General features: G+C 73.7%; 25 protein-coding genes. 9 read left to right on the forward strand and 16 right to left on the reverse strand.

What is annotated here, in order from left to right:
- Positions 1-43 precede the first annotated feature (43 nt).
- The 3 genes from ACZ4U1_RS37900 to ACZ4U1_RS37910 form a co-directional block, all read right to left on the reverse strand.
- Entirely contained in the window at positions 44-628 is a 585-nt protein-coding gene (locus ACZ4U1_RS37900) for an Rv1733c family protein (RefSeq protein ID WP_467908751.1), read from the reverse strand.
- A 261-nt stretch (positions 629-889) separates the two neighbouring features.
- Positions 890-1645: a ferredoxin reductase gene (locus tag ACZ4U1_RS37905; RefSeq protein ID WP_467908720.1), complete on the reverse strand. Its 756-nt coding sequence runs from the start codon at positions 1643-1645 to the stop codon at positions 890-892.
- Positions 1638-2243 (reverse strand): sulfite oxidase-like oxidoreductase, encoded by a 606-nt coding sequence (locus tag ACZ4U1_RS37910; RefSeq protein WP_467908721.1) that lies wholly within the window; start codon positions 2241-2243, stop codon positions 1638-1640. The genes ACZ4U1_RS37905 and ACZ4U1_RS37910 overlap by 8 nt, the downstream gene beginning before the upstream one ends.
- A gap of 245 nt (positions 2244-2488) precedes the next feature.
- On the opposite strand from ACZ4U1_RS37910, the gene ACZ4U1_RS37915 reads away from it, so the two are divergent.
- Complete coding sequence (locus tag ACZ4U1_RS37915; RefSeq protein WP_467908722.1) at positions 2489-3217, forward strand: GNAT family N-acetyltransferase; 729 nt, start codon at positions 2489-2491, stop codon at positions 3215-3217.
- Between the two features lie 33 nt (positions 3218-3250).
- Here the strand turns inward: ACZ4U1_RS37915 and ACZ4U1_RS37920 are convergent, their stop codons facing one another.
- Positions 3251-3691, reverse strand: coding sequence for a MarR family winged helix-turn-helix transcriptional regulator (locus ACZ4U1_RS37920; RefSeq protein WP_467908723.1), 441 nt, complete (start codon positions 3689-3691; stop codon positions 3251-3253).
- A gap of 84 nt (positions 3692-3775) precedes the next feature.
- Between ACZ4U1_RS37920 and ACZ4U1_RS37925 the strand changes: the two genes are divergently transcribed.
- Positions 3776-4837, forward strand: a complete 1062-nt coding sequence (locus tag ACZ4U1_RS37925; protein WP_467908724.1) for an ABC-2 transporter permease — start codon at positions 3776-3778, stop codon at positions 4835-4837.
- Positions 4838-5043: 206 nt separating this feature from the next.
- Positions 5044-5874: a putative protein N(5)-glutamine methyltransferase gene (locus ACZ4U1_RS37930; protein WP_467908725.1), complete on the forward strand. Its 831-nt coding sequence runs from the start codon at positions 5044-5046 to the stop codon at positions 5872-5874.
- A 340-nt stretch (positions 5875-6214) separates the two neighbouring features.
- On the opposite strand, the gene ACZ4U1_RS37935 is transcribed toward ACZ4U1_RS37930, so the two are convergent.
- Positions 6215-8293, reverse strand: coding sequence for a SpoIIE family protein phosphatase (locus ACZ4U1_RS37935; RefSeq protein ID WP_467908726.1), 2079 nt, complete (start codon positions 8291-8293; stop codon positions 6215-6217).
- A gap of 322 nt (positions 8294-8615) precedes the next feature.
- Between ACZ4U1_RS37935 and ACZ4U1_RS37940 the strand changes: the two genes are divergently transcribed.
- Together ACZ4U1_RS37940 and ACZ4U1_RS37945 are read left to right on the forward strand one after the other, a co-directional pair.
- Entirely contained in the window at positions 8616-9497 is an 882-nt protein-coding gene (locus tag ACZ4U1_RS37940) for a hypothetical protein (protein WP_467908727.1), read from the forward strand.
- 97 nt (positions 9498-9594) lie between these two features.
- Complete coding sequence (locus ACZ4U1_RS37945; RefSeq protein ID WP_467908728.1) at positions 9595-9969, forward strand: hypothetical protein; 375 nt, start codon at positions 9595-9597, stop codon at positions 9967-9969.
- A 3-nt stretch (positions 9970-9972) separates the two neighbouring features.
- Here ACZ4U1_RS37945 and ACZ4U1_RS37950 read toward each other — a convergent pair whose 3' ends face one another.
- Positions 9973-10386 carry a tautomerase family protein gene (locus ACZ4U1_RS37950; RefSeq protein ID WP_467908729.1) on the reverse strand — a complete coding sequence of 138 codons (414 nt, stop codon included), beginning with the start codon at positions 10384-10386 and terminating at the stop codon, positions 9973-9975.
- Positions 10387-10545: 159 nt separating this feature from the next.
- On the opposite strand from ACZ4U1_RS37950, the gene ACZ4U1_RS37955 reads away from it, so the two are divergent.
- Positions 10546-12561: an NADPH-dependent 2,4-dienoyl-CoA reductase gene (locus tag ACZ4U1_RS37955; protein ID WP_467908730.1), complete on the forward strand. Its 2016-nt coding sequence runs from the start codon at positions 10546-10548 to the stop codon at positions 12559-12561.
- Positions 12562-12601: 40 nt separating this feature from the next.
- Positions 12602-13159 carry a PadR family transcriptional regulator gene (locus ACZ4U1_RS37960; RefSeq protein WP_467908731.1) on the forward strand — a complete coding sequence of 186 codons (558 nt, stop codon included), beginning with the start codon at positions 12602-12604 and terminating at the stop codon, positions 13157-13159.
- Between the two features lies 1 nt (position 13160).
- Here ACZ4U1_RS37960 and ACZ4U1_RS37965 read toward each other — a convergent pair whose 3' ends face one another.
- Complete coding sequence (locus ACZ4U1_RS37965; RefSeq protein WP_467908732.1) at positions 13161-13709, reverse strand: hypothetical protein; 549 nt, start codon at positions 13707-13709, stop codon at positions 13161-13163.
- A 195-nt stretch (positions 13710-13904) separates the two neighbouring features.
- Positions 13905-14879, reverse strand: coding sequence for a fibronectin type III domain-containing protein (locus ACZ4U1_RS37970; RefSeq protein ID WP_467908733.1), 975 nt, complete (start codon positions 14877-14879; stop codon positions 13905-13907).
- 416 nt (positions 14880-15295) lie between these two features.
- On the opposite strand from ACZ4U1_RS37970, the gene ACZ4U1_RS37975 reads away from it, so the two are divergent.
- Positions 15296-16102 (forward strand): glycoside hydrolase family 75 protein, encoded by an 807-nt coding sequence (locus ACZ4U1_RS37975; RefSeq protein WP_467908734.1) that lies wholly within the window; start codon positions 15296-15298, stop codon positions 16100-16102.
- A gap of 25 nt (positions 16103-16127) precedes the next feature.
- Here ACZ4U1_RS37975 and ACZ4U1_RS37980 read toward each other — a convergent pair whose 3' ends face one another.
- The 3 genes from ACZ4U1_RS37980 to dhaK all read right to left on the reverse strand — a co-directional run bounded on the left by ACZ4U1_RS37980 (position 16128) and on the right by dhaK (position 18198).
- Positions 16128-16538, reverse strand: a complete 411-nt coding sequence (locus ACZ4U1_RS37980; protein WP_467908735.1) for a PTS-dependent dihydroxyacetone kinase phosphotransferase subunit DhaM — start codon at positions 16536-16538, stop codon at positions 16128-16130.
- Positions 16531-17139, reverse strand: coding sequence for a dihydroxyacetone kinase subunit DhaL (dhaL, locus tag ACZ4U1_RS37985; protein WP_467908736.1), 609 nt, complete (start codon positions 17137-17139; stop codon positions 16531-16533). Before dhaL ends, ACZ4U1_RS37980 begins: the two co-directional genes overlap by 8 nt.
- 66 nt (positions 17140-17205) lie before the next feature.
- Entirely contained in the window at positions 17206-18198 is a 993-nt protein-coding gene (dhaK, locus tag ACZ4U1_RS37990; RefSeq protein ID WP_467908737.1) for a dihydroxyacetone kinase subunit DhaK, read from the reverse strand.
- 391 nt (positions 18199-18589) lie between these two features.
- Here dhaK and ACZ4U1_RS37995 point away from each other — a divergent pair, with 391 nt between their 5' ends.
- Positions 18590-19042 (forward strand): phospholipase, encoded by a 453-nt coding sequence (locus ACZ4U1_RS37995; protein WP_467908738.1) that lies wholly within the window; start codon positions 18590-18592, stop codon positions 19040-19042.
- A gap of 96 nt (positions 19043-19138) precedes the next feature.
- On the opposite strand, the gene ACZ4U1_RS38000 is transcribed toward ACZ4U1_RS37995, so the two are convergent.
- From ACZ4U1_RS38000 to ACZ4U1_RS38020, 5 genes are read right to left on the reverse strand one after another with little or no spacing between them, the layout of a single operon-like run.
- Positions 19139-21133 (reverse strand): dipeptide ABC transporter ATP-binding protein, encoded by a 1995-nt coding sequence (locus ACZ4U1_RS38000; protein WP_467908739.1) that lies wholly within the window; start codon positions 21131-21133, stop codon positions 19139-19141.
- A complete protein-coding gene (locus tag ACZ4U1_RS38005) occupies positions 21130-21999 on the reverse strand; it encodes an ABC transporter permease (protein ID WP_467908740.1) in 870 nt (289 codons plus the stop codon). The genes ACZ4U1_RS38000 and ACZ4U1_RS38005 overlap by 4 nt, the downstream gene beginning before the upstream one ends.
- Complete coding sequence (locus tag ACZ4U1_RS38010) at positions 21996-23240, reverse strand: amidohydrolase family protein (RefSeq protein WP_467908741.1); 1245 nt, start codon at positions 23238-23240, stop codon at positions 21996-21998. Before ACZ4U1_RS38010 ends, ACZ4U1_RS38005 begins: the two co-directional genes overlap by 4 nt.
- Positions 23237-24205: an ABC transporter permease gene (locus ACZ4U1_RS38015; protein ID WP_467908742.1), complete on the reverse strand. Its 969-nt coding sequence runs from the start codon at positions 24203-24205 to the stop codon at positions 23237-23239. The genes ACZ4U1_RS38010 and ACZ4U1_RS38015 overlap by 4 nt, the downstream gene beginning before the upstream one ends.
- Entirely contained in the window at positions 24202-25662 is a 1461-nt protein-coding gene (locus tag ACZ4U1_RS38020) for an ABC transporter substrate-binding protein (RefSeq protein WP_467908743.1), read from the reverse strand. The genes ACZ4U1_RS38015 and ACZ4U1_RS38020 overlap by 4 nt, the downstream gene beginning before the upstream one ends.
- Positions 25663-25784 lie beyond the last annotated feature (122 nt).

A 25784-nucleotide genomic window follows, 5' to 3' on the forward strand; every position in this document is an offset into this window, starting at 1 on the left:
AGGGGGATGGCTCACGCTTCCCGTGGAAGGGCCACCCGCCCCGTCACGTCCGTGGCTGGGTCCAGCGCGGCCCGGTCCGGGCCCATTCCCGCTCCCACTCGGCCAGCCGGTGGCGCAGGGCGATCCGGCGTTCGACCGCGTGGCCGAGGACCACCACGGTGGCCGTGCCGCCCGCCGCGCACAGCCCGATGGTGACCGCGTGCTGCCAGACCGCGACGTCGTCCGGCGGCGGGGCGACGTTGCGGCCCCGGGAGTCGAACCACACCGAGACCGGCTCCCCGGCGCGGGTCCCCGCCGGAACCCGGGCCCACGCCGTCCGGACGCCCTGGCCCGGCTCGGTCCAGCGGACCTGGGCGCGGTAGGGGTGCCGGCGGTCGCTCTGCACCTCGGACGCCCGCTCGGGCACGTCGCCGATCAGCACGGCCCGCACCTGGTGACGCTCGGCTCGCTGGGCCGCGGCCAGCGCCCGGGCCTGGTCATGCGCGTGCAGGCCCGCGGCCACGCCGACCAGGGGCGCGACCACGAACAGCAGGACGGCGACCACCAGCACCGTCCACGCCTCCACGACGTCCGACCGGCGCCGCAGCGGATTGCGCCGCCAGCGCCAGCCACGCACCCGGGTACGCATGTCCACCTCCTCGCCACCGCCAGGGCCGGAGAGCGGGAGGAGCCGGGTCTCCGGTCCGCCGCCCCCGCCGCTCACGTACACGAGCGTCCACATCCGTCTCGTACCCCGTTCGGCGCACCTCGCGCATGCCGTGAACCGCGAGTTCCAGCCCATATGGAGCACGGCACGCGCCATGCGCCCCACGATCGCGCGCCGTGCCGCCCCGCGCGACCCGGACCCCGGGCCCGCCCCTCGACCTCGGCCGGACCCCGGGCTTCGGCCTCAGCCGAACCGCTCGATCCGGATCCGCTCCACCGGCTGGCCGGCCGCGACCAGCAGCCGGGACGCGTGCTCGGCGAACGCGTTGGACCCGCACACATAGGCCTCCCACCCATGGGCGGGCTGCTCGGCCAGGAGCGGCGCCACATGTGCGGCCGTCATACGTCCCACCGGCACCCCGGGCGGAGCGCTCCGGGTGAACACGGGCGTTGCCTCCGCGCCCAGCTCGGCCGCGTAGATCAGCTCCTCGGGGCTGCGCGCCGACACCAGCATCCGCAGCGGGACGGACAGGCCGCGCGCCCGGTGGTGCCGCACCATCGACATCAGCGGTACGACACCGGAGCCGGCCCCGAGCAGCAGCGCGGGCCGGTCGCCCGGCCAGGCGAAGAAGCCGCTGAGCGGGCCGCGCACCTCGACCGTGTCACCGGGCCGCGCCACGGTGTGGAACCAGCCGGAGACCTCGCCGTCCGGCACCCGGTCCAGGGTCAGCTCGATGTGGCCGAAGTCGTCCGGCGCGGACGCGATCGAGTAGTGGCGCTGGGCCGTGTATCCGTCCGCGGCGGTCAGCCGCAGCAGTAGGTGCTGGCCCGGCAGATGCCCCGCCCAGCCCGGTACCGCGAGGCGGAAGGTGGCCGCACGCGGTGTCTCGCGCCGGATCTCCGTCAGGGTGGCGGTCTGCCACACCGCCGCCGCCCGCTCGCTCACGGCGATCCGCCCGGGCACCGCGAACCGCGTCACGGGAGTCGTCGTCTCAGTCACCGGAGTACCGCTGCTCCTCCCAGGGATTGCCGCGCGCGTGGTAGCCGTTGCTCTCCCAGAAGCCCGGCTCGTCGTGGTCCAGGAGCGTGATGCCCGCGATCCACTTGGCGCTCTTCCAGAAGTAGAGGTGGGGCACCAGCAGCCGCGCCGGGCCGCCGTGCTCCGGCGGCAGCGGTGCGCCGTCGTACTCCCAGACGATCCAGGCCCGCCCGCCGGTGAGGTCGGCGAGCGGCAGGTTCGTGGTGTAGCCGGTGTGGGAGCGGGCGAGCGCATGGGTGGCGGACCCATGGGGCCGCACCACATCGAAGAAGGCGTCCAGCGAGACACCGCCGAACCGCACGCCGAACTTCGACCAGCCGGTCACACAGTGGATGTCGCCCGCGTACGCCGACGCGGGCAGCGCGTGTGCGGTGTCCCAGTCCCAGGTGTGCGCGCGGTCGACCAGGCCGTCGATGCGGAAGGACCAGTCGGCGGGCGCGAGATCCGGGGTGACCTCGGCGGACAGGACGGGCCAGTCGTCGCGCGCGTCGTACTGCCCGGGCGGCAGCCCCGGGTTGTCGACGCGCGGACGGCCCGTGAAGCCTCGCGTGACGTTCATGGTTCAACCGTACGCTGTCGCTCCGGGTGCTCCGGCCCTGGTCGACGCCCCCTCGTTGCCGCCGTATGAACGCGTTGCGGCCGTATGAACTCTGCGCGGGGCCGGGAATACCGGCCCGGCGCCGCTCCTTGCCGATCGGTGCCGGCGGCTGCGGTGCGTCGGCGACAGCACGAGGGAAGCGAGGGAACGAGGATGCCCCAGGCGTACGTCTCCAGGTTCTTCAAGTCGGTGATCGAGGTGACCGGATGAGCGTCGTGAGCAGCCCGCACGTCCTCGACAACCCGGCCCTCGCCTCCCTGACCGGCCCGCACGCCCGCTTCGCCGAGCGGCGCGGGCGGGTGCTGCGCTACCCGGTCGACGTCTCGCCGTGGCTGGCGCTGCCCGATGAACCGGCTGCGCGGGACTGGGCGGACCTCGCCGCGCTGGCCGGCCCCGGCTCCGAGGTTCCGCTGCCCGGTTTCCGCGGGGAGGTCCCGGAGGACTGGGAGGTCACCGCCCGGATCGAGGGTGTGCAGTTCGTGGACGGCGGGCTCGCCGCCGCGCCGGACCCGGAGGCGGTCCGCCTCGGCCCGGCGGACGTGCCCGAGATGCTCGACCTGGTGGCCCGTACCCAGCCGGGACCGTTCCTGCCGCGCACCGTGGAACTCGGCACGTACCTGGGCATCCGCCGTGACGGCGCGCTGATCGCCATGGCGGGGGAGCGGCTGCACCCGCCGGGCTGGACGGAGATCAGCGCGGTCTGCACCGACCCCGCGTTCCGTGGCGAGGGCCTGGCCACCCGGCTGATCCTCGCCGTCGCCTACGGCATCCGCGAGCGCGGGGAGACGCCGTTCCTGCACACCAGCGCCAGGAACACGGGCGCCATCCGCCTGTACGAGTCCCTCGGCTTCCGCCTGCGCCGCCGCACCGCGTTCCTCGCGGCCCGGGCACCGCAGCGGCCGGCGGACGACCGCGCGGCGGTGCCGGTGCCGTGACCCGGCGCCGCTTACCGCGGCCCGGCCACTGCCTCAGGCCGGGTCCGGGCCGGCCGGTCCCGCGTTGTACCGCTCCAGGTACGCCGCGAAGCGGACCAGGTCCTCCTCCGGCCAGCCGGCGAGCCGTTCGCGGAACGCGGCACGGCGGCTGCGGGTGACCTGGGCCAGGATGTCCTGGCCGGCCTCCGTCAGATGCAGCACCTGGACCCGGTGGTCCTCCGGGTCCAGCCGGCGTTCGATCAGTTCGGCCCGCTCCAGCGCCGCCACCTGGCGGCTCACCGTGGACTTGTCCAGGGCGTAGTGCGCCGCCAGGTCCGTAGCCCGGCAGCCGCCGCTCTCCTCCAGGTGGCCGAGCAGGGTGTACGACACCAGGGACAGCTCGGGGTGCATACGGCCTGCCGAGGCGCGGGCCCGGCGGGCGAAGATGGTCATCTCGCGCTGGATCGTCTCCACGGCCGACTCCGCTGCGCTCACGGGAATACCTCCTCCGGCGTTCTAGTTGTATAGTACAACTTGAACTGAGAGTTGTATAAGCCAACCTTTGGAGGGCCGCGCGCGATGAGGTCACCGGCACTGCGCCATGTGCTCACGCACCTGATCACCCCGCTGCTGATGTGCATCGGCATGGGGCTCGCGTACATGGGGGCGTTCGTCACGCCCGAGCCGAACCACCTGCCGGTCGCCGTCGTCGGCACCGCCCCGAAGGCCAAGGTCTTCGCGCAGACGGTCAAGGACACCGCGGGGGACAAGCTCGACGTCCGTACGGTCGCCACCCGCGCCGCCGCCGTCGACCTGCTCACGTCCCGCGAGGTCACCGGCGCCTACGTGCCGAGCGCCAAGGAACCCGAGCTGCTGGTGGCGAGCGCCGCCTCCGACATGGGTGCCACGGCCGTGGAGAAGGTCTTCACGCCGGTCGCCGCCCAGGCCGGCGTCCCGCTGAAGGTCACCGACGTCGCCAGGCCCGTCGCCGACGACCCCACCGGCCAGGGCCTGTTCTTCCTGCTGATCGCGGTCAGCATCGGCTCCTACGCCTCGGTCGCCGCCCTCGGCGCCGCGGGCGCCGCCCTCGCCATGCGCGTCCGGGCCCTGCTCGCACTCGGCGTCTCCGCCGTGGTCAGCGGTATCGGCGCGCTGCTCGCCGGGCCGGTGTTCCACCTCGCCCACCACGACCTCGCGGGCGTCTGGGGCATGGCCTGGCTGTACTCGGCGGGCATCCTCTTCATCGGCGTCGGCCTGCACACCTTCCTGAAGCGGTGGACCACGCTGACCATGATGGTGCTGTTCGTGATGCTGAACTTCACCAGCTCCGGCGGGTTGTTCCGGCCCGAACTGCAGAACGGCTTCTTCGGCACCCTGCACTCCTTCTGGAACGGCGCCGGTTTCGTCGAGGGCGTCCGCAGTCTGCTCTACTTCGGCGACGACGGCCTCGCCCGCACGGTGTGGACCCTGGTCGCCTGGCTGCTGGCCGGCCTCGCGGTGACCGCGGTCGCCGCCCTGTACGAACGCGCCCGCCGCACCACGCAGGCCGGGCAGGACACCGGGGCGGAGGCCGCACAGAAGGCCGCACAGGAGGGCGAGGAAGAGGCCGAGGAAGAGGTCGAGGAGACGGTCGGCGTCTGAACCCGGCGTCCCCGAGGGCCCGTCGGGAGCCGTGGGATAAAGTGGCCGTCCGGTCGCGGACACGCGCGGCCCCGATGGCGAGGAGGTGAGACCCATTACCGCTGTGTCGGCTGGGGTGCTCTCTCCTCGTGACGGCGCGGTACACCGGCAGCGGTGACCGCGGGAGCGCCCTGAAGGCTTCGCGCTCCCGAAAGGTCCCGGCTTCCATGCCCACACCCGTACCGTTCCCCCCGTTCTCCCGGCCCTCTCCCGCCGCCGTCGTCTCCGCGTTGCGCGCCGCCGGGTGCGTCTTCGCCGAGGACGAGGCCGAGTTGATCCTCGCCACCGCCCGCACCCCCGAGGAGGCGGCCGGCATGGTGGAGCGGCGGACCGCCGGTCTGCCGCTCGAACACGTCCTCGGCTGGGCCGAGTTCCACGGCTTGCGCGTCACCGTGGAACCAGGGGTGTTCGTGCCCCGCCGCCGTACCGAGTTCCTGGTCGACCAGGCGCTGGCCGCCGCACCGGACGCCACCGTGGTGGTGGACCTGTGCTGCGGCTCCGGCGCGCTCGGCGCGGCCCTCGCCGCCGCCCTGGACGACGCCGAGGTGCACGCCGCCGACATCGACCCGGCCGCCGTACGCTGTGCCCGCCGCAATCTCGTCGCCTCCGGCGGCCGGGCCCACCAGGGCGACCTGTACGACGCCCTGCCCGCCCGCCTGCGCGGCCGGGTGGGCATCCTGACGGCCAACGTGCCCTACGTCCCCACCGCCGAGGTGGCCCTGCTGCCGGCGGAGGCCCGCGACCACGAGCCGCTGGTCGCGCTGGACGGCGGCGCCGACGGACTCGACGTACTGCGCCGGGTGGCCGCCGGGGCCCCCGCATGGCTCGCCCCCGGCGGCTGCCTGCTGACCGAGACCAGCGCACGCCAGGCACCGGCCGCCCTACAGGCCTTTGAGCAGGCGGGCCTGACGGCCCGTCTGGCCGTGCACGAGGACCTGTACGCGCATGTGGTGATCGGCGTACGGCCCCAGCTACCGCCATCGCGGTGCGCCCGGTGACGTTTCCCCGCCGCCGGGTGTCGTCGCGGCGGGCGGACCGGCCCGCCGCGTCCCTCCGGCCGAGGCTGACGGCCCGGACGAGGTACCGGGGGTGTACGGCTCGGACCCGCGGCCCCGGGGCGGGCGGAGCAGGTCGGCGGCCCCGTGCGCGGCCTCTGCCTCGGCCTCGGGCGCGGCGAGGACGCGGGCGGACCGGGCTCCCGGCACCGCCGCGCAGTCGCCGACGACGGCGCCGAGACCGCTGCGGGCCGCGAGGCCGTGAGCACCGCGCCCGACCCTGGGTGCACGGAGCCGCGGGCGACCGCCGTGAGCCGTTGAGCCCTCCAGGTCCTACGGGCGGCTACGGCAGCTGCTGCGCCCGGGCGATGAGCAGGGCCACGTCGTCGTGGTTGTCCGGGTGGTGCAGCGTGCGCAGGAGGAGGTCGCAGGCCTCCTCCAGCGGGCGGGCGGGGTCGTCCAGCAGGGACAGCAGGGTGGCCAGGCGCTCGTCCAGCGAGTGCCAGCGGGTCTCCACCAGACCGTCGGTGTAGAACACCAGCTCGTCGCCCGGTTCGAAATCGACCGTGACGGTGAAGAAGCCGACCCCGCCCACCCCCAGGGGCACCCCGGTGGGCAGGTCCAGCAGCTCCGCCGGGCGGCCGGGCCGTACCCGGGCCGGCGGCAGATGGCCGGCGTTGGCGATCCGGCACTGGCGCAGATGCGGGTCGTGGACCGCGTACACACAGGTGGCGATGGAGTGGTCCAGCGCCGAGGTCGTCTTGTCCAGGTGCTCCAGCAGCCGGGCCGGGTCCAGGTCGAGGGCGGCCAGGGTGGTCGTCGCGGTGCGCAGCCGGCCCATCGTCGCGGCGGCGCTGATGCCACTGCCCATCACGTCCCCCACGACGAGCGCCGTCTTGCCGCCGTCCAGCGGGATGACGTCGAACCAGTCCCCGCCGACCTCGATGGTGGCACCCGCCGGCTGGTAGCGGGAGGCCACCTCCAGGCCGGTGGTGACCGGCGGATGGCTGGGCAGCAGGCTGCGCTGCAGGGTGAGGGCGGTGTCGCGGGCGTTCTGGTACCAGCGCGCGTTGTCGATCTGCACGGCCGCGCGGGCGGCCAGCTCCCGCGCCAGCAGGACGTCGTCCTCGTCGAAGGGGGCCGGATTGCGGGTGCGTTTCAGGTCGAGCGCGCCCAGCACCTCGCCGCGCGCGATCAGCGGCACCGCGAGGTACGAGTGCAGGCCCGCCCGGCCGAGCAGGACGGCCGCCTCGGGGGAGCGGGCGATGCGCGGCACGTCCTCGTCCTTGACGTGCGGCACCAGCACCGCCTCGCCGGTGCGCACGCACTCGGTGACCAGGCGGTCGGGCGCGTACCGGGCGATCTGGCCGGGCGGGTCGGCGGCGCACACGGCCTCCGTGCCGTCCGCCGGACGCACCGCGAGTGCCCGGATCACCGCGGCTTCCGAGGGGCCCAGTGTGCTCTGCCGGCCCTCGACCACGGCGTCCAGCAGGTCCACGGCGGCGACGTCGGCCAGTTCCGGTACGGCGACCTCGGCCAGCTCGCAGGCGGTCCGCTCCAGTTCGAGCGTCGTCCCGATCCGGGCGGAGGCGTCCGCGATGACCGCGAGCCGGCGCCGTGCGGCCTCCGCCTCCACGGACGCCCGGTGCTGCTCGGTGATGTCGACCACCGAGACCGCCACGCCCAGCACCTTGCCCATCGCGTCCTCGAGCCGGTACAGCGACTGCGCCCAGGTGTGGTCCTCGTCCGGGTCGGCGGGGGTACGGCCGACCAGCGTCTCGTCGATCACGGGCACCCCGGTCTCCAGCACCCGCCGGGCGGAGGCCTCCACCGGGCCGGCGTCCAGCATCGGCAGCACCTCGCGCAGCGTCCGGCCCATGTGCTCGGCGGCCGGCACCCCGTTGATCCTCTCCAGGGCCGGGTTGACCGAGACGAACCGCAGCTCGGTGTCGAGCACGGCGTACCCGATCGGTGACTGCTTCACCATGCGCTCGGACAGCGCCACGTCCTGCTCCAGCCGCCGGACGGTCGACTGGTCGGCGGCCAGCCCGAGCGCGTACACGTCCCCGCGGTCGTCCAGCAGCCGCATGTTGCGGAACTCCACCAGACGGGTGCTGCCGTCCTTGTGCCGGACCGGGAAGCCGCCGGCCCAGCTCTGCCCGGTGCGGATCACGTCGGCGAAGAGCCGGCCGACCAGCCGGCTGTGCCGTTCGTGCACCATCAGCCGGGCGGCGTTCTGCCCGAGGGCCTCCGGCGCGGTGTAGCCGAACAGCTCCTCCGCCTGCGGGCTCCACAGCACGATCCGGCCGTCGGTGTCCAGCACCACCGACGCCACGCCCAGGACGTCGAGCAGCCCGCCCGGGGGCACCGGCCCGCGCGCCGGCTCGCCGCTCTCCGTCACCGGAGCCTCGGCTGCACTCATGCCACGCACCGCCTTCGCCCGTCCGCACGGCACGTCGTCCCCCGTGCCGACTCCCCTTGTTCTACCGCGCTCACACCCGACTCTCCGACGTCTTCGCCCGACTACCTCCACCATCTCTCAACCCGGCCCGGGGCGTCCGCCGAAGTCGCCGCGCCGGGTGCCGCACGCGCTGCGGGTCCTCCTGCCGAGACCGTACAGCGATGTCCGGCGGGCCGTGAGAGTTCACGCACAGGGTGCGCGATTGGCCTGTACATGACCAACTCGCCACGCCAGACTGTCCGCCGACCGAGTGCCACCCCACACCCCGTCCGAGGAGTCGGCCATGCCCGCGTCCGCCCGGCAACGCTGTCACGCAGTCCTCGCCGGACTCGTCACCCTCGCCACCGCCGCCGTCGTGTCCCTCGCCGCGCCCACGCCCGCCGGCGCGACCGACATCTGGACCGAGACCGGCTCCGACCGCGCCGACCCGCTGACCGAGAGCCAGGGCCTGACCTCGGTGGAGGTCCCCGCGGGCAGCCCCAACCACTACACCGGCATCGGCACCATCCCCCTCGGCGTCTCCAGCCGCGGCTGGAACCACGTCGGCGACCCCGACGCCTCCTACGACGGCTACTCCATCGAGCCCTACCAGCGGGACTCCGGCAACTCCAAGATGTTCCGCGTGCGGGCGCCCGGCGGTGCCTGGTCGGAGTACGTCCACACGCTCGGCGCGGGCGAGGCGCTGAACAACTCCTGGGTCGCGATCTCGCCCGACGGCCAGTGGATGCTGTCCGGCGAGTGGGGCACGATGATCCGGCTGCTCGTCTTCCCGACCCCGGGCGTCAACCCGTCCACCTCTCCCTCGGCGAACCTGCCGCAGGCCTCCACCGTCCGCCTGGACCACGCCGTCCGTGACGTCCAGGGCTGCGACTTCTCCGGGCCGACCACCCTGCTGTGCTCCTCCGACGACCCGGAGGGCAGCCTCTTCGGGCTCACCAAGCCGCTGCTCCAGATCGACCTGTCGGCCGCGCCGAACGGCACCTCGGACGTCTCCGGCCATGTCACCGCGCTGCGCAGGCTGCCGCTGCGCAGCTCCTGCTCCGGCGGGTTCGAGGCGGAGGGCATCGACTACGACCGCCGCAGCGGCACCCTGCGCGTGATCGTGATCTCGCCCGGCTTCTGCGTGCTGACGGACAGCAAGACGTACAAGTTCTCCCGCGGCTGAGGTGTGCCCCGCGGTCGGTGGTGCTTTGCTGAGGGGATGGACGCGGTGCGGCGGGGTACCCCGTTCCACCGCAGCGCGGCCATGAAAGGAGCGATCAATGGCAGACACGGAGCGGTCGCATCCGGAAACCGTCTCGGTGGAGATCAGCGGATATTCCAAGGACGACGCCCGGCTCGTCTTCGAAGCGCTCAGCGCCTGCTTCGCCTCCGACCGGGCTCCCGAAGAAGTACCACAGCAACTCCACGAGACCCGTCCGATGGTGTGGCTCGGCACGTACGACGTCGCGGACTCCCGCGGCGGGGGCTGTCCGCCGGTCCACCTCGGCTCCCCCGTCCAGGCGGACGTGCAGGGCAGCTACTGGGCGGTGGAGCGCTTTTGCCACACCCTGGACTCGATGTTCCGCGTGCAGGAGACCTGCACGGCCTCCGGCGACCAGGAGCGGGATCTGCACCTGCGCCTGGAGAACCGCTGATTCCTAAGGCAGCGCCCCGGCCGGCCCCTCGCCGGCCGGGGCGTACTGCGCCAGGCCGTGACCGAAGGACCAGTCGGCGTCGCCGTTCTCGGTCAGGGTGACGAACACGTTGCGCGGCTCGGTGCCGGTGCGCTCGTGCACCAGCTCGGCGATCCGCCGGTACATCGCTCGCTTGCGGTCCGCGCCGCGCCCCGCGCGCAGGGTGATCGCGACGAAGACGAGCGAGTCGTCCCGCTGGATGCCCGGGAAGTCGCCGTGGCGCACGGTGCTGGTGACCCCGTCGTGGCCGGTCAGCACCTGGAAGCGGTCCTCGGGCGGGACGCCCAGTGTCTCCACCAGGGCGTCCTGGACGGCCTGGCCGAGCGCCTCGAGGCGAGCGGGGTCGGTGCCGAGCGTGTCGATGCGGACGAAGGGCATGCGGAGGCGTCCTTTCGGGGCGAACGTGGGCGCGAGATGTACATACTAGTAGGTACAGAGTGGCCGGTGTCACCGTCGAGTGGTTGTGCAACTAGTTGCATAAAGCGGCGGGCTTCCTCTACAACAAGAGGCGGAACGACACCGTGCACGGAGGGCCCGATGAGCCGTTACCCCCACCTGATGACCCCGCTCGACCTGGGCTTCACCACGCTGCCCAACCGCGTGCTCATGGGCTCGATGCACGTCGGCCTGGAAGAGGCCGAGCGCGGCTTCGAGCGGATGGCGGCGTTCTACGCGGCCCGCGCGCGCGGGGGAGTGGGACTCATCGTCACCGGCGGCATCGCCCCCAACGAGGAGGGACGGCCGTACGAGGGCGGAGCCAAGCTCACCACCGAGGCGGAGGCCGAGCAGCACCGGGTGGTCACCGAGGCCGTGCACCGCGAGGGCGGCCGGATCGCGATGCAGATCCTGCACTTCGGCCGGTACGCCTACCACCAGGACCTCGTCGCCCCCAGCCCCCTCCAGGCGCCGATCAGCCCCTTCGTGCCCCGCGAGCTGACCGACGCCGACATCGAGCGCACCATCGAGGACTACGCGCGCGCCGCCCGCCTGGCCCGCCGGGCCGGCTACGACGGCGTGGAGATCATGGGCTCCGAGGGCTACCTGATCAACGAGTTCACCGCCGCGCAGACGAACCAGCGCACCGACCGCTGGGGCGGCTCCTACGAGAACCGCATGCGGTTCCCGGTCGAGATCGTCCGGCGGGTCCGCGAGGCCGTCGGCGAGGACTTCATCGTCGTCTACCGGCTGTCCATGCTGGACCTGGTCCCGGGCGGCTCCTCGCTGGACGAGGTGATCGCGCTCGGCAAGGCCGTCGAGGCCGCCGGGGCCACGATCATCAACACCGGCATCGGCTGGCACGAGGCCCGCATCCCCACCATCGCCACCTCCGTGCCGCGCGGCGCCTACACCTGGGTCACCAAGAAGCTCATGGGCGAGGTCTCCGTGCCCCTGGTGACCACCAACCGCATCAACACCCCGGAACTCGCCGAGGAGCTGCTGGCCGGCGGCTGCGCGGACATGGTCTCCATGGCCCGCCCGATGCTCGCCGACCCCGACTTCGTCGCCAAGGCCGCCGCCGGCACCCCGGAGGCCATCAACACCTGCATCGGCTGCAACCAGGCCTGCCTCGACCACACCTTCAGCGGCCAGATCACCTCCTGCCTGGTCAACCCGCGCGCCTGCCACGAGACCGAGCTGGTGCTCGCGCCGACCCGGCTGAAGAAGCGCGTCGCCGTCGTCGGCGCCGGTCCGGCCGGACTCGCCTGCGCCGTCTCCGCCGCCGAACGCGGTCACGCCGTCACCCTGTTCGACGCGGGGAGCGAGATCGGCGGACAGCTCAACGTCGCCCGCAAGGTGCCCGGCAAGCAGGAGTTCGACGAGACCCTGCGCTACTTCCGCCACCAGCTCGACGCCCACGGCGTCGAGGTACGCCTGGACACCTGGGTAGCGGCCGGTGACCTGGAGGGCTACGACGAGGTCGTCGTCGCCACCGGCGTCACCCCGCGCACCCCGGACATCCCCGGCGTCGACCACCCCCGCGTCCTCGGCTACCTCGACGTCCTGCGCGAGGGCGCCCCCGTCGGCGACCGGGTCGCCATCCTCGGCGCCGGCGGCATCGGCTTCGATGTCGCCGAGTTCCTCACCGACGGCGGCGACAAGGCGAGCGAGGACCCGCAGACCTACTTCCGCCACTGGGGCGTCGACATGGACTACCGGGCGCCCGGTGGCCTCGCCGCTCCGCAGCGGCCCGCCCCGCCCCGCCAGGTCCACCTGCTCCAGCGCAAGACCACCAAGGTCGGCGCCGGACTCGGCAAGACCACCGGCTGGATCCACCGCACCGAGCTGAAGCACCGGGGCGTGACCATGGTGCCGGGCGTGCGCTACGACCGGATCGACGACGCCGGCCTGCACATCACCGTCGGCGAGGAGAGCACCGTCCTGGACGTCGACACCGTGGTGCTCTGCACCGGCCAGGAGCCGCGCCGCGACCTGTACGAGGAGCTGGTCGCCGCCGGCCGCAGCGCGCACCTGATCGGCGGCGCCGACGTGGCCGCCGAACTGGACGCCAAGCGCGCCATCAAGCAGGGCACCGAGCTGGCGGCGGCCCTGTAGGCACCGCGGGGGCCGTGGGGGCGGTCCCTAGGATGAGCCCATGTCACTCCCGCACGCGATCCTCACCGCCCTGCTGGAAAAGCCGTCGTCGGGGCTGGAGCTGACCCGCCGGTTCGACAAGTCGATCGGCTACTTCTGGTCCGCGACGCACCAGCAGATCTACCGCGAGCTGGGGAAGCTGGAGGCCGAGGGCCTCATCCGCACACTGCCGTCCGCGCAGCCGGCCCGCGGGCAGAAGAAGAGCTACGAGGTCCTGCCCGCGGGCCGCGCCGAACTGGCCCGCTGGACCGCCGCCGCACAGGACCCCAAGATCCTGCGGGACCCGCTCCTGCTGCGGCTGCGCGCGGCGGCCGTGGTCGGCACCGCGGGCCTGGAGACCGATCTGCGCCGCCATCTGGAGCTGCACAGGCGGCAGCTGGCCGAGTACCAGGAGATCGAGAAGCGCGACTTCCCTCCGGAGCGGGACGCCCCGGAGGACCGGCTGCGCCACCTGGTCCTGCGGGCCGGCATCGACCTGGAGACCTTCTGGACCCGGTGGCTCACGCACGCCCTGGCGGAGTTCGCGGAACTGCCCGCCGAGGAGCGCGAGCAGAGCTGACTCAGAGCCGGTACGGCTTCGAGCGGCGGCGCAGTACCCAGGCGGTGGCCACGACCCCCGCGCCGACCAGGGCGCCGCCGACGCCCAGGGTCAGCGGGCCGTAGTCGCGGGCCGCGCCGCCGAAACCGCCCATCACTCCGCGCGGCTGAGCGGGACTGGACGTCGAGGAGATCGTGGGCCTCGCGGGGCTCGCGGGCGCGGAGACGATCACCGACTGGCTGCCCGCGGTGCTGCCGCTGGAGCAGACCACGACCACGGTGTACGTCCCCGGGCTCACCGAGGACCAGGCCGCGGACTGGCTGACGGAGGTGCCGGACAGGGCCACCTGCCGGCCCTGGGCGAAGTTCGCCTGCCTGCTGGTGAGCAGGGCCGCGGTACCCCAGCTGCCGTTGATCTGGGTACACGCGCTGGTGACCACCGAGACCGTGGAGCCGGTGGTGCTGACCGAGATGCCCGAGGCCGCGGCGGACGGCCCGGCGAGCGCGGCCGGGAGCGCGGCGGCGGCCGCCAGGGTCAGGCCGGAGCGGAGCAGAAGTCGCGAGTTGTCCATGGGCTGGCCTCCGGCGGCACGGTTGGCGGTACGTCCCATGCGCCGCCGAGGGTCGGAAACGTCCGTGCTGCCTCAACCGCAGCCAACGCGGCCCCGGGGCCGCACGCACGCGGGGCGGGCCCGGTCGGGTGACGGATTCCGCCGACCGGTGCACCCGGGCCCGGCGTCCCGGGGCGCGGCGCCCCGGCGCGCCCGTCAGCCGCCCGTGGTCACCGTCCGCACCGCCGACCAGCCGCCCCAGGTGCCGTCCGGCAGCCGCGCCCGCAGCCGTACCCGGTGCTCCTCGCCGGCGGCGGTGCCCACGTAGAAGCTGTGCCGGGCCCGGCCGCGCGGCGGTGTGCCGCCCCAGACGAGCGAGCCGGCCGCGGTGCCGTCCAGCCGGATCTGGTACTCGGTGATCACGCCGTCCGTGCGCGGCGGGTCCCAGGCGAGGTCGAGGAAGAAGGCGCCGCCGGAGCGGTGGGCGGCAGCGGTGAACCCGGTGGGCGCGGTGCCGCGGCCGTCGTCGCTGCCCGGCGTGGTCAGGCGGACCGGCGCGCCGGCCGGGGAGACGTTGTCGGCGGCGTCCCGGGCCCGGACCGTGAAGACGTACCGGCTGCCGGGGCGCAGGCCGGTGACGACGGTGGCGGTCTGGTTCCCGCCGACGCTGTGGATCTTCACCCCGCCCTGGTAGACGTCGTACGACACCACGCCCCGGTCGTCCCGGGACGCACCCCAGCTCAGCTGGACCGCGCGGCTGCCCACGGCCCGCCCGGCGGCCGACGCCGGCCGGGACGGTGCCGACCGGTCCGCCGCCGTTGCGGCCGGCGTCCGTGCCCGCACCGCGCGGCTCGGCGGGCCCAGCCGGCCCTCGGCGCCCCGGGCCCGCACGGTGAAGGCGTACATGGTCGACGGCCTGAGCCTGGTGACGTCCACCATGTGTTGCGAACCCGGTACTTCGGCCACCTTTGTGGTGCCGCGATAGACCTCGTAGGTACGGACCCCGGAAGATCCCGGGGCCGCGTTCCACATCACGTGCACGCTCGTGGCGCTGCCCGCGGCGGCGGTGACCCCGGCCGGAGCGCCGGGGCCCCGGCCCTCGCCGCCGTCGTCGGCCCGGCTCCAGCCGCAGGACGCCACCAGCAGCAGCGACCCGCAGACCAGCGCGAGCGGGACGGGAACGCGTCGCACGGCGGTGCCTCCCGGACGGCCTCGGCAGCACGTAAAGGTCCGGACCAATATGCCCGGCGGGTACGGCCACGGCAAGGGGGCCGTGTTGGTGACCATCGCCGGACCTTACGTATGCTGAAGCTCCCTACGGCTGAACTACCCGAGAGGGCAGGGAAGTTCATGCCTGTGGCGCGGACACGCTGTCGTCGCCGATCCCGCGCCGGCGCGGGTGGCCGGGGGGTCCGGGCGGGTACGGGCCGGACCCCCGGCCCCTGTTGTCCCCACCGACCCGCCATGTGGGCTCATCCGTCCCCTCACGGAGTGTCAGGAGCGTGCTCCATCCGGCCCCTTCGCGGCGGCCCCCGTGGCCGGACGGCCGGGCCCGCACCACAGTGTGCTGGACATTCGCCTTGTCCCCGACGAGAGGGTCCCTCATCGTGCGTGTCCCGTCGCTGACCCTGGCCGCGGCCGGCGCCGCCCTGCTCGCCCCGACGGTGCTGCCCGCCCCCGCCACCGCCGTCCCGCCCGGCGAGCGGCCCGTGGCCCGCGGTGAGAGGCCGGTGGTGCACGGCCAAGGAACCGTGGTGCACGGCGAAGGATCCGTGGCGCGTGGGGAAGCGCCGGTGGCGCGCGGCAGGCGGCCGGTGGCCCGCGGCGAGCGCGCGGTCACCGCCGCCGAGCTGCTGGCCCGGACCGGCACATGCACCCAGCTCTCCCGGGGCCGCTACCGCACCGACGCCGGCAGTCCCGCGACCGTCCCCGTCTGCGGCACCCGCGACGCCGTCTTCTGGAAGGCCGACCTGGACATCGACTGCGACGGCCGGCCCAGCGCCCGCTGCAACCGCCGCACCGACCCGGTGTTCGCCGCCGCCACCGCCTTCCAGCAGTCCGACGGCCGGCACCTCAGCGCCGAGAACCTGCCCTACATCGTGGTCCCGCCGCCGACCCACCGCTGGAACCACCGCGCGTACGGCGTACGGGGCGGCTCGGTGGCCGCAGTCCTCTACCGGGGCCGGGTGCAGTACGCGGTCGTCGGCGACACCGGCCCGCGGGACGTCATCGGCGAGGCCTCCTACGCCACCGCCCGCGGCCTCGGCATCCCCGCCGACCCGCGCGACGGCGGGGTGCCCTCGGGCGTGACCTACATCGTCTTCCGGAACTCCCGGGTCAGCCCCATCGAGGACCACGCGGCGACGGTCGCGGAGGGGCAGCGGCTGGCCAGGCTGTTCGCCGCCAAGCACTGACCAGCCCTTCAGGCCCGGGGCCCCGTCACACCTTCCGGTAGCTGTACGCCTCCGCCGCCGCGGCCTGCACCGCGTCCAGGTCCCCGCCCGCGGCGGCGGTGACCACCGCGGCCACCGCCCCCTCCACGAACGGCGCGTCCACCAGGCGCGTGCCGTCCGGGAGTTCGTCGCCCTCGGCGAGCAGCGCCTTCACCGTGAGCACCGCGCTGCCCAGGTCGGTGAGGACCGCCACCCCGGCCCCCCGGTCCACCGAGGCCGCCGCGGCGGAGATCAGCTCGGCGCTGGTGCCGAGCCCGCCGCCCTCGGTGCCGCCCGCCGGCGCCACCGGCACCGCGGTGGCCCCGCCCGCCAGGCCCTTCGCCAGCTCGGCGACCGAGGCCGCCACCTCCGCGCTGTGCGACACCAGCACGATCCCGACCGGCTTCTCCTCACTCACCGTCCGCCTCCGCCGTGTCGGCCAGCGCGGCGATCAGCAGCGCCGACGAGGTCGCCCCCGGATCCTGGTGGCCGATGCTGCGCTCGCCCAGATAACTCGCCCGCCCCTTGCGGGCCTGCAACGGCGTGGTGGCGACCGCGCCCTCCTGAGCGGCGGACCGCGCGGCGGCGAACCCGTTCCCGAGCGCGTCCACGGCCGGCACCAGGGCGTCGATCATCGTCTTGTCGCCGGGCGCCGCTCCGCCGAGCTTCATCACTCCGTCCACGCCCGCGCGCAGCGCCTCGGCCAGCTGCTCCTCGCCGACCTCGGCGGCGTCGCCGAGCGCCTTGCCGGTCCGGCGCAGCAGGGTGCCGTACAGCGGGCCGGACGCACCCCCGACCGTCGAGATCAGCTGCCGCCCGGCCAGGGTCAGGACGGCTCCCGGGGTGTCCGGCGCCTCCTTCTCCAGGGCGGCCGTCACGGCCCTGAACCCGCGCTGCAGATTGCTGCCGTGGTCGGCGTCCCCGATGGCCGAGTCGAGGGCGGTGAGCCGTTCCGCCTCGCGGTCGACGGACACGGCCGCCGTCGTCATCCAACGGCGGAAGAAATCGGCGTCGAGCACTGGATCTCCTTGCGTGGTTGGGCCGTTGACCGGGCCACCGGGTAGGTGGCCGCCTGCTCCGCCGTATCACATCCCCCAGCGCAGCGCCGGGGTCTTCACCGGCGCGTCCCACAGCCGCAGCAGTTCCTCGTCCGCTTGGCACAGCGTCACCGAGGTGCCCGCCATGTCCAGGGAGGTGACGTAGTTGCCGACGAGGGTGCGGGCCACGGCGACGCCGCGTTCCCGGAGTACCCGCTGCACCTCGGCGTTGAAGCCGTACAGCTCCAGCAGCGGCGTCGCGCCCATGCCGTTGACCAGCACCAGGACCGGGCTGCGCGGCGGCATGTCCTCCAGGACGGCGTTCACCGCGAAGTCGGCGATCTCTCCGGACGTCATCATCGGCCGTCGCTCCCGGCCCGGCTCGCCGTGGATGCCGATGCCCAACTCCAGTTCGCCGTCCGGCAGATCGAAGGTCGGGCTGCCCTTCGCCGGGGTCGTACAGGCGCTCAGGGCCACGCCGAAGCTGCGGGAGTTCTCGTTGACCTGCCGGCCGATGGCCTCCACCCGCTCCAGCGGCTGCCCCTCGGCCGCGGCGGCGCCCGCGATCTTCTCCACGAAGAGTGTCGCCCCGGTACCCCGCCGACCGGCCGTGTAGAGGCTGTCGGTCACCGCGACGTCGTCGTTGACGAGCACCTTGGCGACCTGGATGCCCTCGTCCTCGGCCAGCTCGGCCGCCATGTCGAAGTTCAGCACGTCGCCGGTGTAGTTCTTCACCACGAACAGCACGCCCGCGCCGCTGTCCACGGCCGCCGCGGCGCGCGCCATCTGGTCGGGCACCGGCGAGGTGAACACCTCTCCGGGGCAGGCGGCGGAGAGCATGCCGGGACCGACGAACCCGCCGTGCAGCGGCTCGTGCCCGGAACCGCCGCCCGACACGAGCCCCACCTGCCCGGCCACGGGGGCGTCCCGGCGGACGATCACCCGGTTCTCCACGTCCACGTTCAGGTCCGGATGGGCGGCCGCCAGCCCGCGCAGCGCGTCCGCCACGACGGTCTCCGGCACATTGATGAGCATCCTCATGAGGGTCTCCTCGTATCGTCGCAGCTCAACGGCATCCAACGCAGTTGTCGACCGTGCCGGCGGCCGCCCGGTGAGGGTGTCCGCCCGTCCCGTCCACTTGGAAGTATCGACCTTGTGGCAGGGAAGGACACCTGTAGGCGCGCGGCGTCACGGGGTGTAGCGGACTGTCGGCGGATGGTGCACCTCGTGTCCGATCTCCGCGCCCGGCGCCTCGCCGGCCGGTCGTTCTGGGCGCCTTCGGAGTCCGTGGGTGATGGGTGACCATCCGAATTCAGCCAAGATTCAACGGCTCACGAGAACTCCCGCCATGGACAAGTACTGTTGAGGCGTCAATCTTCTTGTCATGTACCTGCGGCCCCCGAGCGGGGCCGCAGTCTCATGGAGGTGTGGGATGCACCGAAGACTGTCCCTCGGCCTGTCCGCCTCGGCTCTTGCCGTGATCGCCACCGTCGGCGGCGCCACCGCCGCCGACGCCGCACCCGCCGACAAGCCCCAGGTCCTTGCGAGCTGGACCCAGACCAGCGCGTCGAGCTACGACCTCTGGGCCGCCGCCCGGGCCAACCAGGCCACCTGGTCCGCGTACGCGTTCGACTGGTCGACCGACTACTGCTCCTCCTCGCCGGACAACCCGTTCGGCTTCCCCTTCGCCATGTCCTGCGCCCGCCATGACTTCGGCTACCGCAACTACAAGGCCGCAGGCACCTTCAGCGCCAACAAGGCGCGACTCGACAGCGCCTTCTACGAGGACCTCAAGCGCGTCTGCGTCCCTTACTCCGGCGCCACGAAGACCGCGTGCGACAGCACGGCATGGACCTACTACCAGGCGGTCAAAGCACTCGGCTGAGCCCGGGACGAGACGTCGGCGTCGTGGGCGTCCTGCTCCGTACGGACGTGCGGAGCAGGACCGGCACGACAGGGACCGGACACGCCGTGTCGCAGGTCAGCGCAGCGGCGACTCCCCGGGGACCGGCGTCGGTACTGCCGCGGAGTCGTCCACCCGTGGCAGCGCCGCCAGCAGCTCCCTGGTGTAGGGATGCTCCGGGGCCTTGAAGACGTCCGCGACGGGGCCGCTCTCCACGACCCGCCCCGCGCGCATCACCAACACCCGGTCGCTGGTGTGGTGGATGACGCCGAGGTCGTGCGAGATGAACAGCAGCGCCATGCCCAGCCGGTCCTGGAGGTCGGCGAGCAGGTCCAGGATCTGCGCCTGCACCGAGGCGTCCAGCGCGGAGACCGGTTCGTCACAGACGATCAGATCGGGCTCCGGCGCGATCGCCCGCGCGATGGCCACGCGCTGCCGCTGCCCCCCGGACAGCTGCCGGGGACGGCGCCCGGCGACCTCCGGGTCCAGCCCCACCAGGCGCAGCAACTCGACGATGCGGGACCGTTCCCGCCGTACCGTCCGCCGGCCCGGCACGCCCAGGGCCTCGCTGATCACCCGCTCCACGGTGAAGCGCGGGTCGAAGGAGCCCAGCGGATCCTGGTGGACCAACTGGAGCCGGCCGCGCAGCGGACGCCGTTCCGCCTCCGGCCGCCTTGACCAGGGCCGGCCCAGCACCCGGATCGTGCCCGCGTCCGGTTCCAGCAGGCCCAGCACCATCGCCGCCGTGGTGCTCTTGCCCGACCCGGACTCGCCCAGCACCCCGAGGGCCTCGCCGGCGGCCAGGGTGAAGGACACCCCGTCCACGGCGGGCCGGCGCACCCCGTCGGGCCCGGTGAAGCCCTTGGAGAGCTCCTCGACCTCCAGGACGCTCCGCTCCGCCGTCACCGGCCGGGCGCGTACCGAGGCGGCGGCCGGCGCGGGCCAGGGCACGTCCAGCCGGAGACAGCGCGCCCGGTGCCCGCCGCCGTGACCGTCCGCGCTCCGCCGGCCCGCCGGGCCGGTGCCCGTCCCGGGCCGCCCGTCCGCCTCCGGGCCCGTGCCACCGGTGACGGAGCCGGGCGGCACGGCGGCGCGCCCCGCCGTACCCAGGGCGCCCGGCGTGACGTCCGGCGGCCGCTCCTGCCGGCACCGGTCGACGGCCAGCGGACAGCGGTCCGCGAAGACACACCCCGCGCCGTCCGGGCCCGCGCCCTGCGCCGGCCGGACGGCGGACGGAGGGGACAGCCGGGTTCCCTTGGCGTGCGCGGACGGGACCGCCGCCAGCAACTGCCGGGTGTAGGGGTGCGCGGGGGCGTGCAGCACCTGCTGCGCCGTCCCGGTCTCCACGAACTCCCCGCGGTACATCACCGCGATCCGGTCCGCGAGCCGCGCCACCACGGCCAGGTCATGACTGATCAGCAACAGCGCGGTGCCCTCGGCCCGCTCGGCCGCGAGCAGGTCGAGGATCCGTGCCTGGACGACGACGTCGAGCGCGGTGGTCGGCTCGTCGGCGATCAGTACGTCGGGCTCGGCGGCCAGCGCCGATGCGATGAGCGCCCGCTGCCGCAGCCCGCCCGACAGCTCGAACGGGTGCTGTCTCGCCCGCAGTGCGGGCTCCGGTACCCGGGACTGCGCGAGCAGCTCCACCACGCGTCCGGCCACCCGCGCCCTCGGCACCGTACGGTGCACCCGCAGCGCTTCGCCGATCTCGGCACCGACCGTGCGCACCGGATCCAGCGAGGCCAGCGCGTCCTGCAGCATCAGCCCGATCCGCCGGCCCCGGATCTCGCGCCACTCCCGCTGGTTCAGCCCGCGCAGATCCCGTCCACCGGCCTCCAGCCGGGCCGCCCGCACCGTCGATCCCGTCCCCGCGAGCCCGACGAGCGCCCGCGCGGTCACACTCTTGCCCGAGCCGGACTCACCCACCACGGCCAGGCACTCCCCGGCCGCGAGGGACAGGTCGACCCCGCGCACCGCGTGCACGGTCCCGCCACGCCCCCGGAAGGAGACCCGCAGATCCTCCACGGCGAGCACCGGGCCGGTGCCGCCGGAGCGGGTGTCCGCCGCCATCATGCCCCCCGTCCCTCGAAGCGCCGCCGCAGCTCGCGGCCCAGCAGATTGACCCCGACCACGGTCACGGTGATCGCCACCCCGGGGAAGACGGCCATCGCCCACGCGGTGGCCAGGAAGTCCCGCCCCTCGGAGAGCATCGCTCCCCACTCCGCCGTGGGAGCCTCCGGTCCCAGACCCAGGAAGCTGAGCGAGGACCCCGCGATGATCGCCGTACCGACGTTGACGGTGGCCAGGACCAGCAGCGGCGGCAGCGTGTTCGGCAGCACATGGCGCAGCCCGACGCTCCACCGGCCGTGTCCGTACGTCACCGCGGTCCGCACGTAGTCGGCGTTCTTGACCACCAGGGCCTGGCCGCGCGCCAGCCGGACGAACCCCGGGGTGAGCGAGCAGCCGATGGCGAGCGTGGCGTTGCCGGTGCCCGGCCCGAGGACCGCGGCCACGACCAGCGCCAGCAGCAGGCCGGGGAAGGCGAGGAAAACGTCCGTGAGCCGCATGACCGTCTCGTCGACGATCCGGCCACCGGTCGCGGCGAGGATGCCGAGCGCCGAACCGGCCACCACGGCGAGCGCGGTCGCGCCGACACCGATGAAGAGCGAGGGCCGCGCCCCGTGGACGATACGGGCCAGCACGTCCCGGCCGAGCTGGTCGGTGCCCAGCAGGTGCGCACCACCGGGTGGCGCCAGCGCCCGCACCGGATCGGCCGCGTCGGGGTCCGTGCCGGTGAGCAGCCCGGGGAACAGCGCGGCCACGACCGCCAGGACGACCACCAGCCCGCCGAACAGCGCGCCCCAGGGCGGCAGCCGCACCGCGCCCCTGCCGCGCCGCACCGGCGCGACCGCGCCGCCGGCCGCGTCGAGCGCGCTCATGGCGTCACCTTCTCGTCGGCGCCGAGCCGCACCCGGCCGGCCGCGGCCGACGGCACATGGACACGGCCGCGGGCCAGCACCAGCAGCGGCTCCCTGAGCGTCGTCAGGTCTTCCCGGGGATCGTCCGCGACCACCAGCAGGTCGGCGTCCAGACCGACGGCGATACGGCCGGTGCGGTCGGCCACGCCGAGCGCCGCGGCGGCCTCGCCGGTCGCCATCCGCAGCACCGCGTCGGCCGGCAGCCCGGCCCGCCGGTACCAGAGCAGGCCCTCGGCGTACGCCTCGAAGGCGGCCAGGTGGACACCGGCATCGGTGCCCGCCACCAGCCGCACCCCCGCCTCGTACTCCCGGCGCACCAGATCGAGGTAGGGCTCGACCACCTCCGGGCCGTGGTCGCGCACCACGAAGTCGAGGGTGGCGCTGAAGGTCGGACAGACGAACACCCCCGTCTCGGCCATCCGCTCGATCAGTTCGTCCTTGCGGTTCGGCCGGCGCGGCACCGACGACGCGAACGTGCAGTGCTCCAGCGTCGTCGCCCCGGCCAGCAACGCCGCCTCGATCCCGTCGGTGCCGTGCACATGAGCGGCCACCGGCCGGCCGAAGCGCCGGGACTCCTCCACGGCGGCCGCGAGTTCCTCGGCGGTGAACTGCACCTGGTGCGGACGCGGCCCCGAGGTGGTCAAGGTGCCGCCGGTCACCATCACCTTCGTCAGGTCGGCTCCGTCGCGCAGATTGCGCCGCACCGCCTCCCGCACCCCGGCCACGCCCTCGGCCTCGCCGCCGAGGAACCAGCAGTGGCCGCCGGTGATGGTGACCGGACTGCCCGCCGTGAGCAGCCGGGGCCCCGTGATCACGCCCGCGGCGATCGCGTCGCGCAGCACCCGTGCCAGGCCGCCCCGGTCACCCAGGTCGCGCGCGGTTGTGACGCCCGCGTCCAGCAGCCGTGCCGCCCGGCCGGCCATCGCGACCAGCAGTTCCCGGTCGTCGGCGGTCAGGAAGGCCGACAGCGGATCCTCGCTCGCGTCGAACGCCAGGTGCACATGACTGTCGATCAGACCGGGCAGCACCGTCACCGCCCCGAGGTCCGTCACCTCGGCATCGGCGGGAGCCCGGCCGACCACCTCGTCCCGTGGACCCACGTCGGCGATCCGGCCGCCGTCCACCAGCACCGCGCCGTCCGGCACGGCCTCTCCCGCGTCACCGGGCAGCACCAGCGCCGCCAGCAGAACCCGTCGGGTCATGCCCGTGCCTCCTTCAGTCGTGGGTCGACCACGGCGTACAGCAGATCCGTGAGCAGATTGACCGCGCTGAACGCCACCGCGGACACCACCACCACTCCGCTGATCACCGGCAGGTCCCGGCTGTCGACCGCCGCCACCAGCACCCGGCCCAGACCCGGCCGGCTGAAGATCGTCTCGATGATCACCGCGCCGCTCAGCAGCGCGCCCACCGACCAGCCCGACAGCGTCAGCATCGGAACGAGCGCGTGCCGCAGGGCATGCCGTACCCGTACGAGCGTCTCCGTGGCCCCCCGCGCCCGTGAGGTGAGGACGAACGGCTCCTCCAGGGCACGCTCCATGCCCTCCCGCATGACCTGCGCGAACACACCGAGCAGCGTCAGCATCAGGGTCACCGCGGGCAGGACCAGCGCACCGGGGCCGCTGCCGCCGACGGCGGGGAAGAGATGCCAGCGGAACGAGAAGAAGGTCAGCAGCAGCACCCCCACCCAGAAGCCGGGCAGGGAGGCCAGCACCAGTTCGACCGTGGACGCCACACCGCGCAGCAGCGGACGGCGGCCCGCGGTGGTGACGGCGAGCACGGTGGCCGCGGCCAGTGCCAGGGCGAAGCCGGCCAGCGCCAGTTCCACCGTCGAGCCGAGCTGACCGGAGACCAGCCCGCCCACGGACTGGTGCAGTTGGTAGGAGTCACCCAGGTCGCCCCGCAGCAGCCGGCCCATGAACAGCCCGTAACGGACGTACACGGGCCGGTCGAAGCCGGTCTGGTGGCGTACCTCGGCCACCAGGGCGGGGGTCTGCCCGGTCGGCCCCAGCATGGTCTGCACGGGGTCCCCCGGCAGCAGGTAGAGCGCGCCGAAGGCCGCGGTGGCCGAGCCCAGCACCACCAGTACGGCCAGCCCGGCCCGCCGCAGCAGCCACCGCCCCAGCGGTCCGATCCGCCCCGCCGCGCCCCGCTTCGGGCCGCTCACCGGTCCAGCCAGGCGTTGTGGAACAGCGGATAGGCGCTGGCGTCGAACGTGATGCCGTGCACCTTGCGCGAGGTCCCGAGCAGGTAGGTCGGCGCGTAGGTGGGCAGCGCCAGGGCGTGCTCGTTGATGTACCGCTGCGCGTTCGCCAGCGCCTCGGTCACCGCCTTCGGGTCGTCGCTGGTGCTCTCGGTGGTGAACCAGCGGTCCAGCTTGTCGTCCGACAGCCGGAACATGTTCCCGCCGCCCTTGGCCACCGTCTGGTCGGAGCCGAAGTAGAAGTGCAGGATGTCGGGGTCGGCCCGGACGAAACTCATGGCGAAGATGTCCAGGTTCTTGCCGCTGTTGAGGTCGGCGCCGAGCTTCCCGGGGTCCTCGCCCGCGTACTTGACCTCGATGCCCACCTTCTTCGCCGCGGCCTGGACGCCCTGTCCGAAGGTCACCCGGGCGTCCCGCTGCATGCCGGCCGAATACGGCCAGCGCAGCACGAGCCGCTTGCCGTCCTTGGTGCGGAAGCCCGCCGAGTCCCGCCCGGTCCAGCCGGCCTCGTCCAGCAGCGAGTCGGCCAGATCGGGGTCGTACGGCCAGCTCTTCGCGGTGGACTCGGCATAGTCGGGAGTGGACGGTGACAGCACGCTCCACGCCCGCTGGTACTGGCCCGCGTAGACGGACTCGACCAGCTTGTCCAGGTCGATCGAGCGCTGGAAGGCCCGGCGTACCCGCTCGTCGGACAGCGGCCCGGAGCGGGTGTTGAAGGACAGCGTGTACACCGCGCCGGGCTGCTCGGCGGTCAGCAGCCGGCCCGTCGCGCGTACGGTCGCCACGTTGCGCGGCGGCACCTCGCTGATCGCGTCGGCCTGCCCCGAGCCGAGGGTGCCGAGCCGGACCGAGTCCTCCGACACGAACGAGAACGTGAGGCCGTCGAGCCGGGCGGGCCCGGAGTTCTTCGCCAGCGGCGGGCCCCAGGCGTACTTCGGGTTGCGGGTGAGCTTGACGCTGGTGCCCTTGGACCAGCTGCCGAAGACGAACGGGCCCGAGCCCACCGGCTTCTGGCACAACTGCTTGAAGTTCTCCTTGATGGATTTCGGCGACTGGATGCCGAGGTAGGCCGTGGACAGCGCCTGCAGGAACGGCCGTGAGGGGCGCGAGAGGCGGATTCTGACCGTGGCCGGGTTCACCACGGTCGCGTCCCGGTACGCGGAGATCAGGCTCGCCGCGTAGTAGGAACGTGCCTTGGGGTCGACCGCGTGGTCCAGCGTGGCCTTGACCGCGGCCGCGTCCAGCGGGGTGCCGTCGTGGAAGACGACACCGGACCGCAGCGTGAAGGTGTAGGTGAGCTGGTCGGGCGAGACGGTCCAGGACTTCGCCAGCCACGGCTTGAACGAGCCGTCCGGCGTCTGCTCGACCAGGGAGTCGAAGACGTTGCGGTCGATCAGCGCGTCCACATCACGGGCACCCACCTGCGGATCGAGACACTCCGGTTCCACCGAGGTGGCGAACCTCAGCTCGCCGCCCGTGGCCGGGGCGCCGCCCGTCCCCCCTGACGACTCCCCGGACGTGCACGCCGCCGCGGTGAGACACA

The sequence above is a fragment of the Streptomyces sp. NPDC028928 genome (assembly GCF_055564915.1).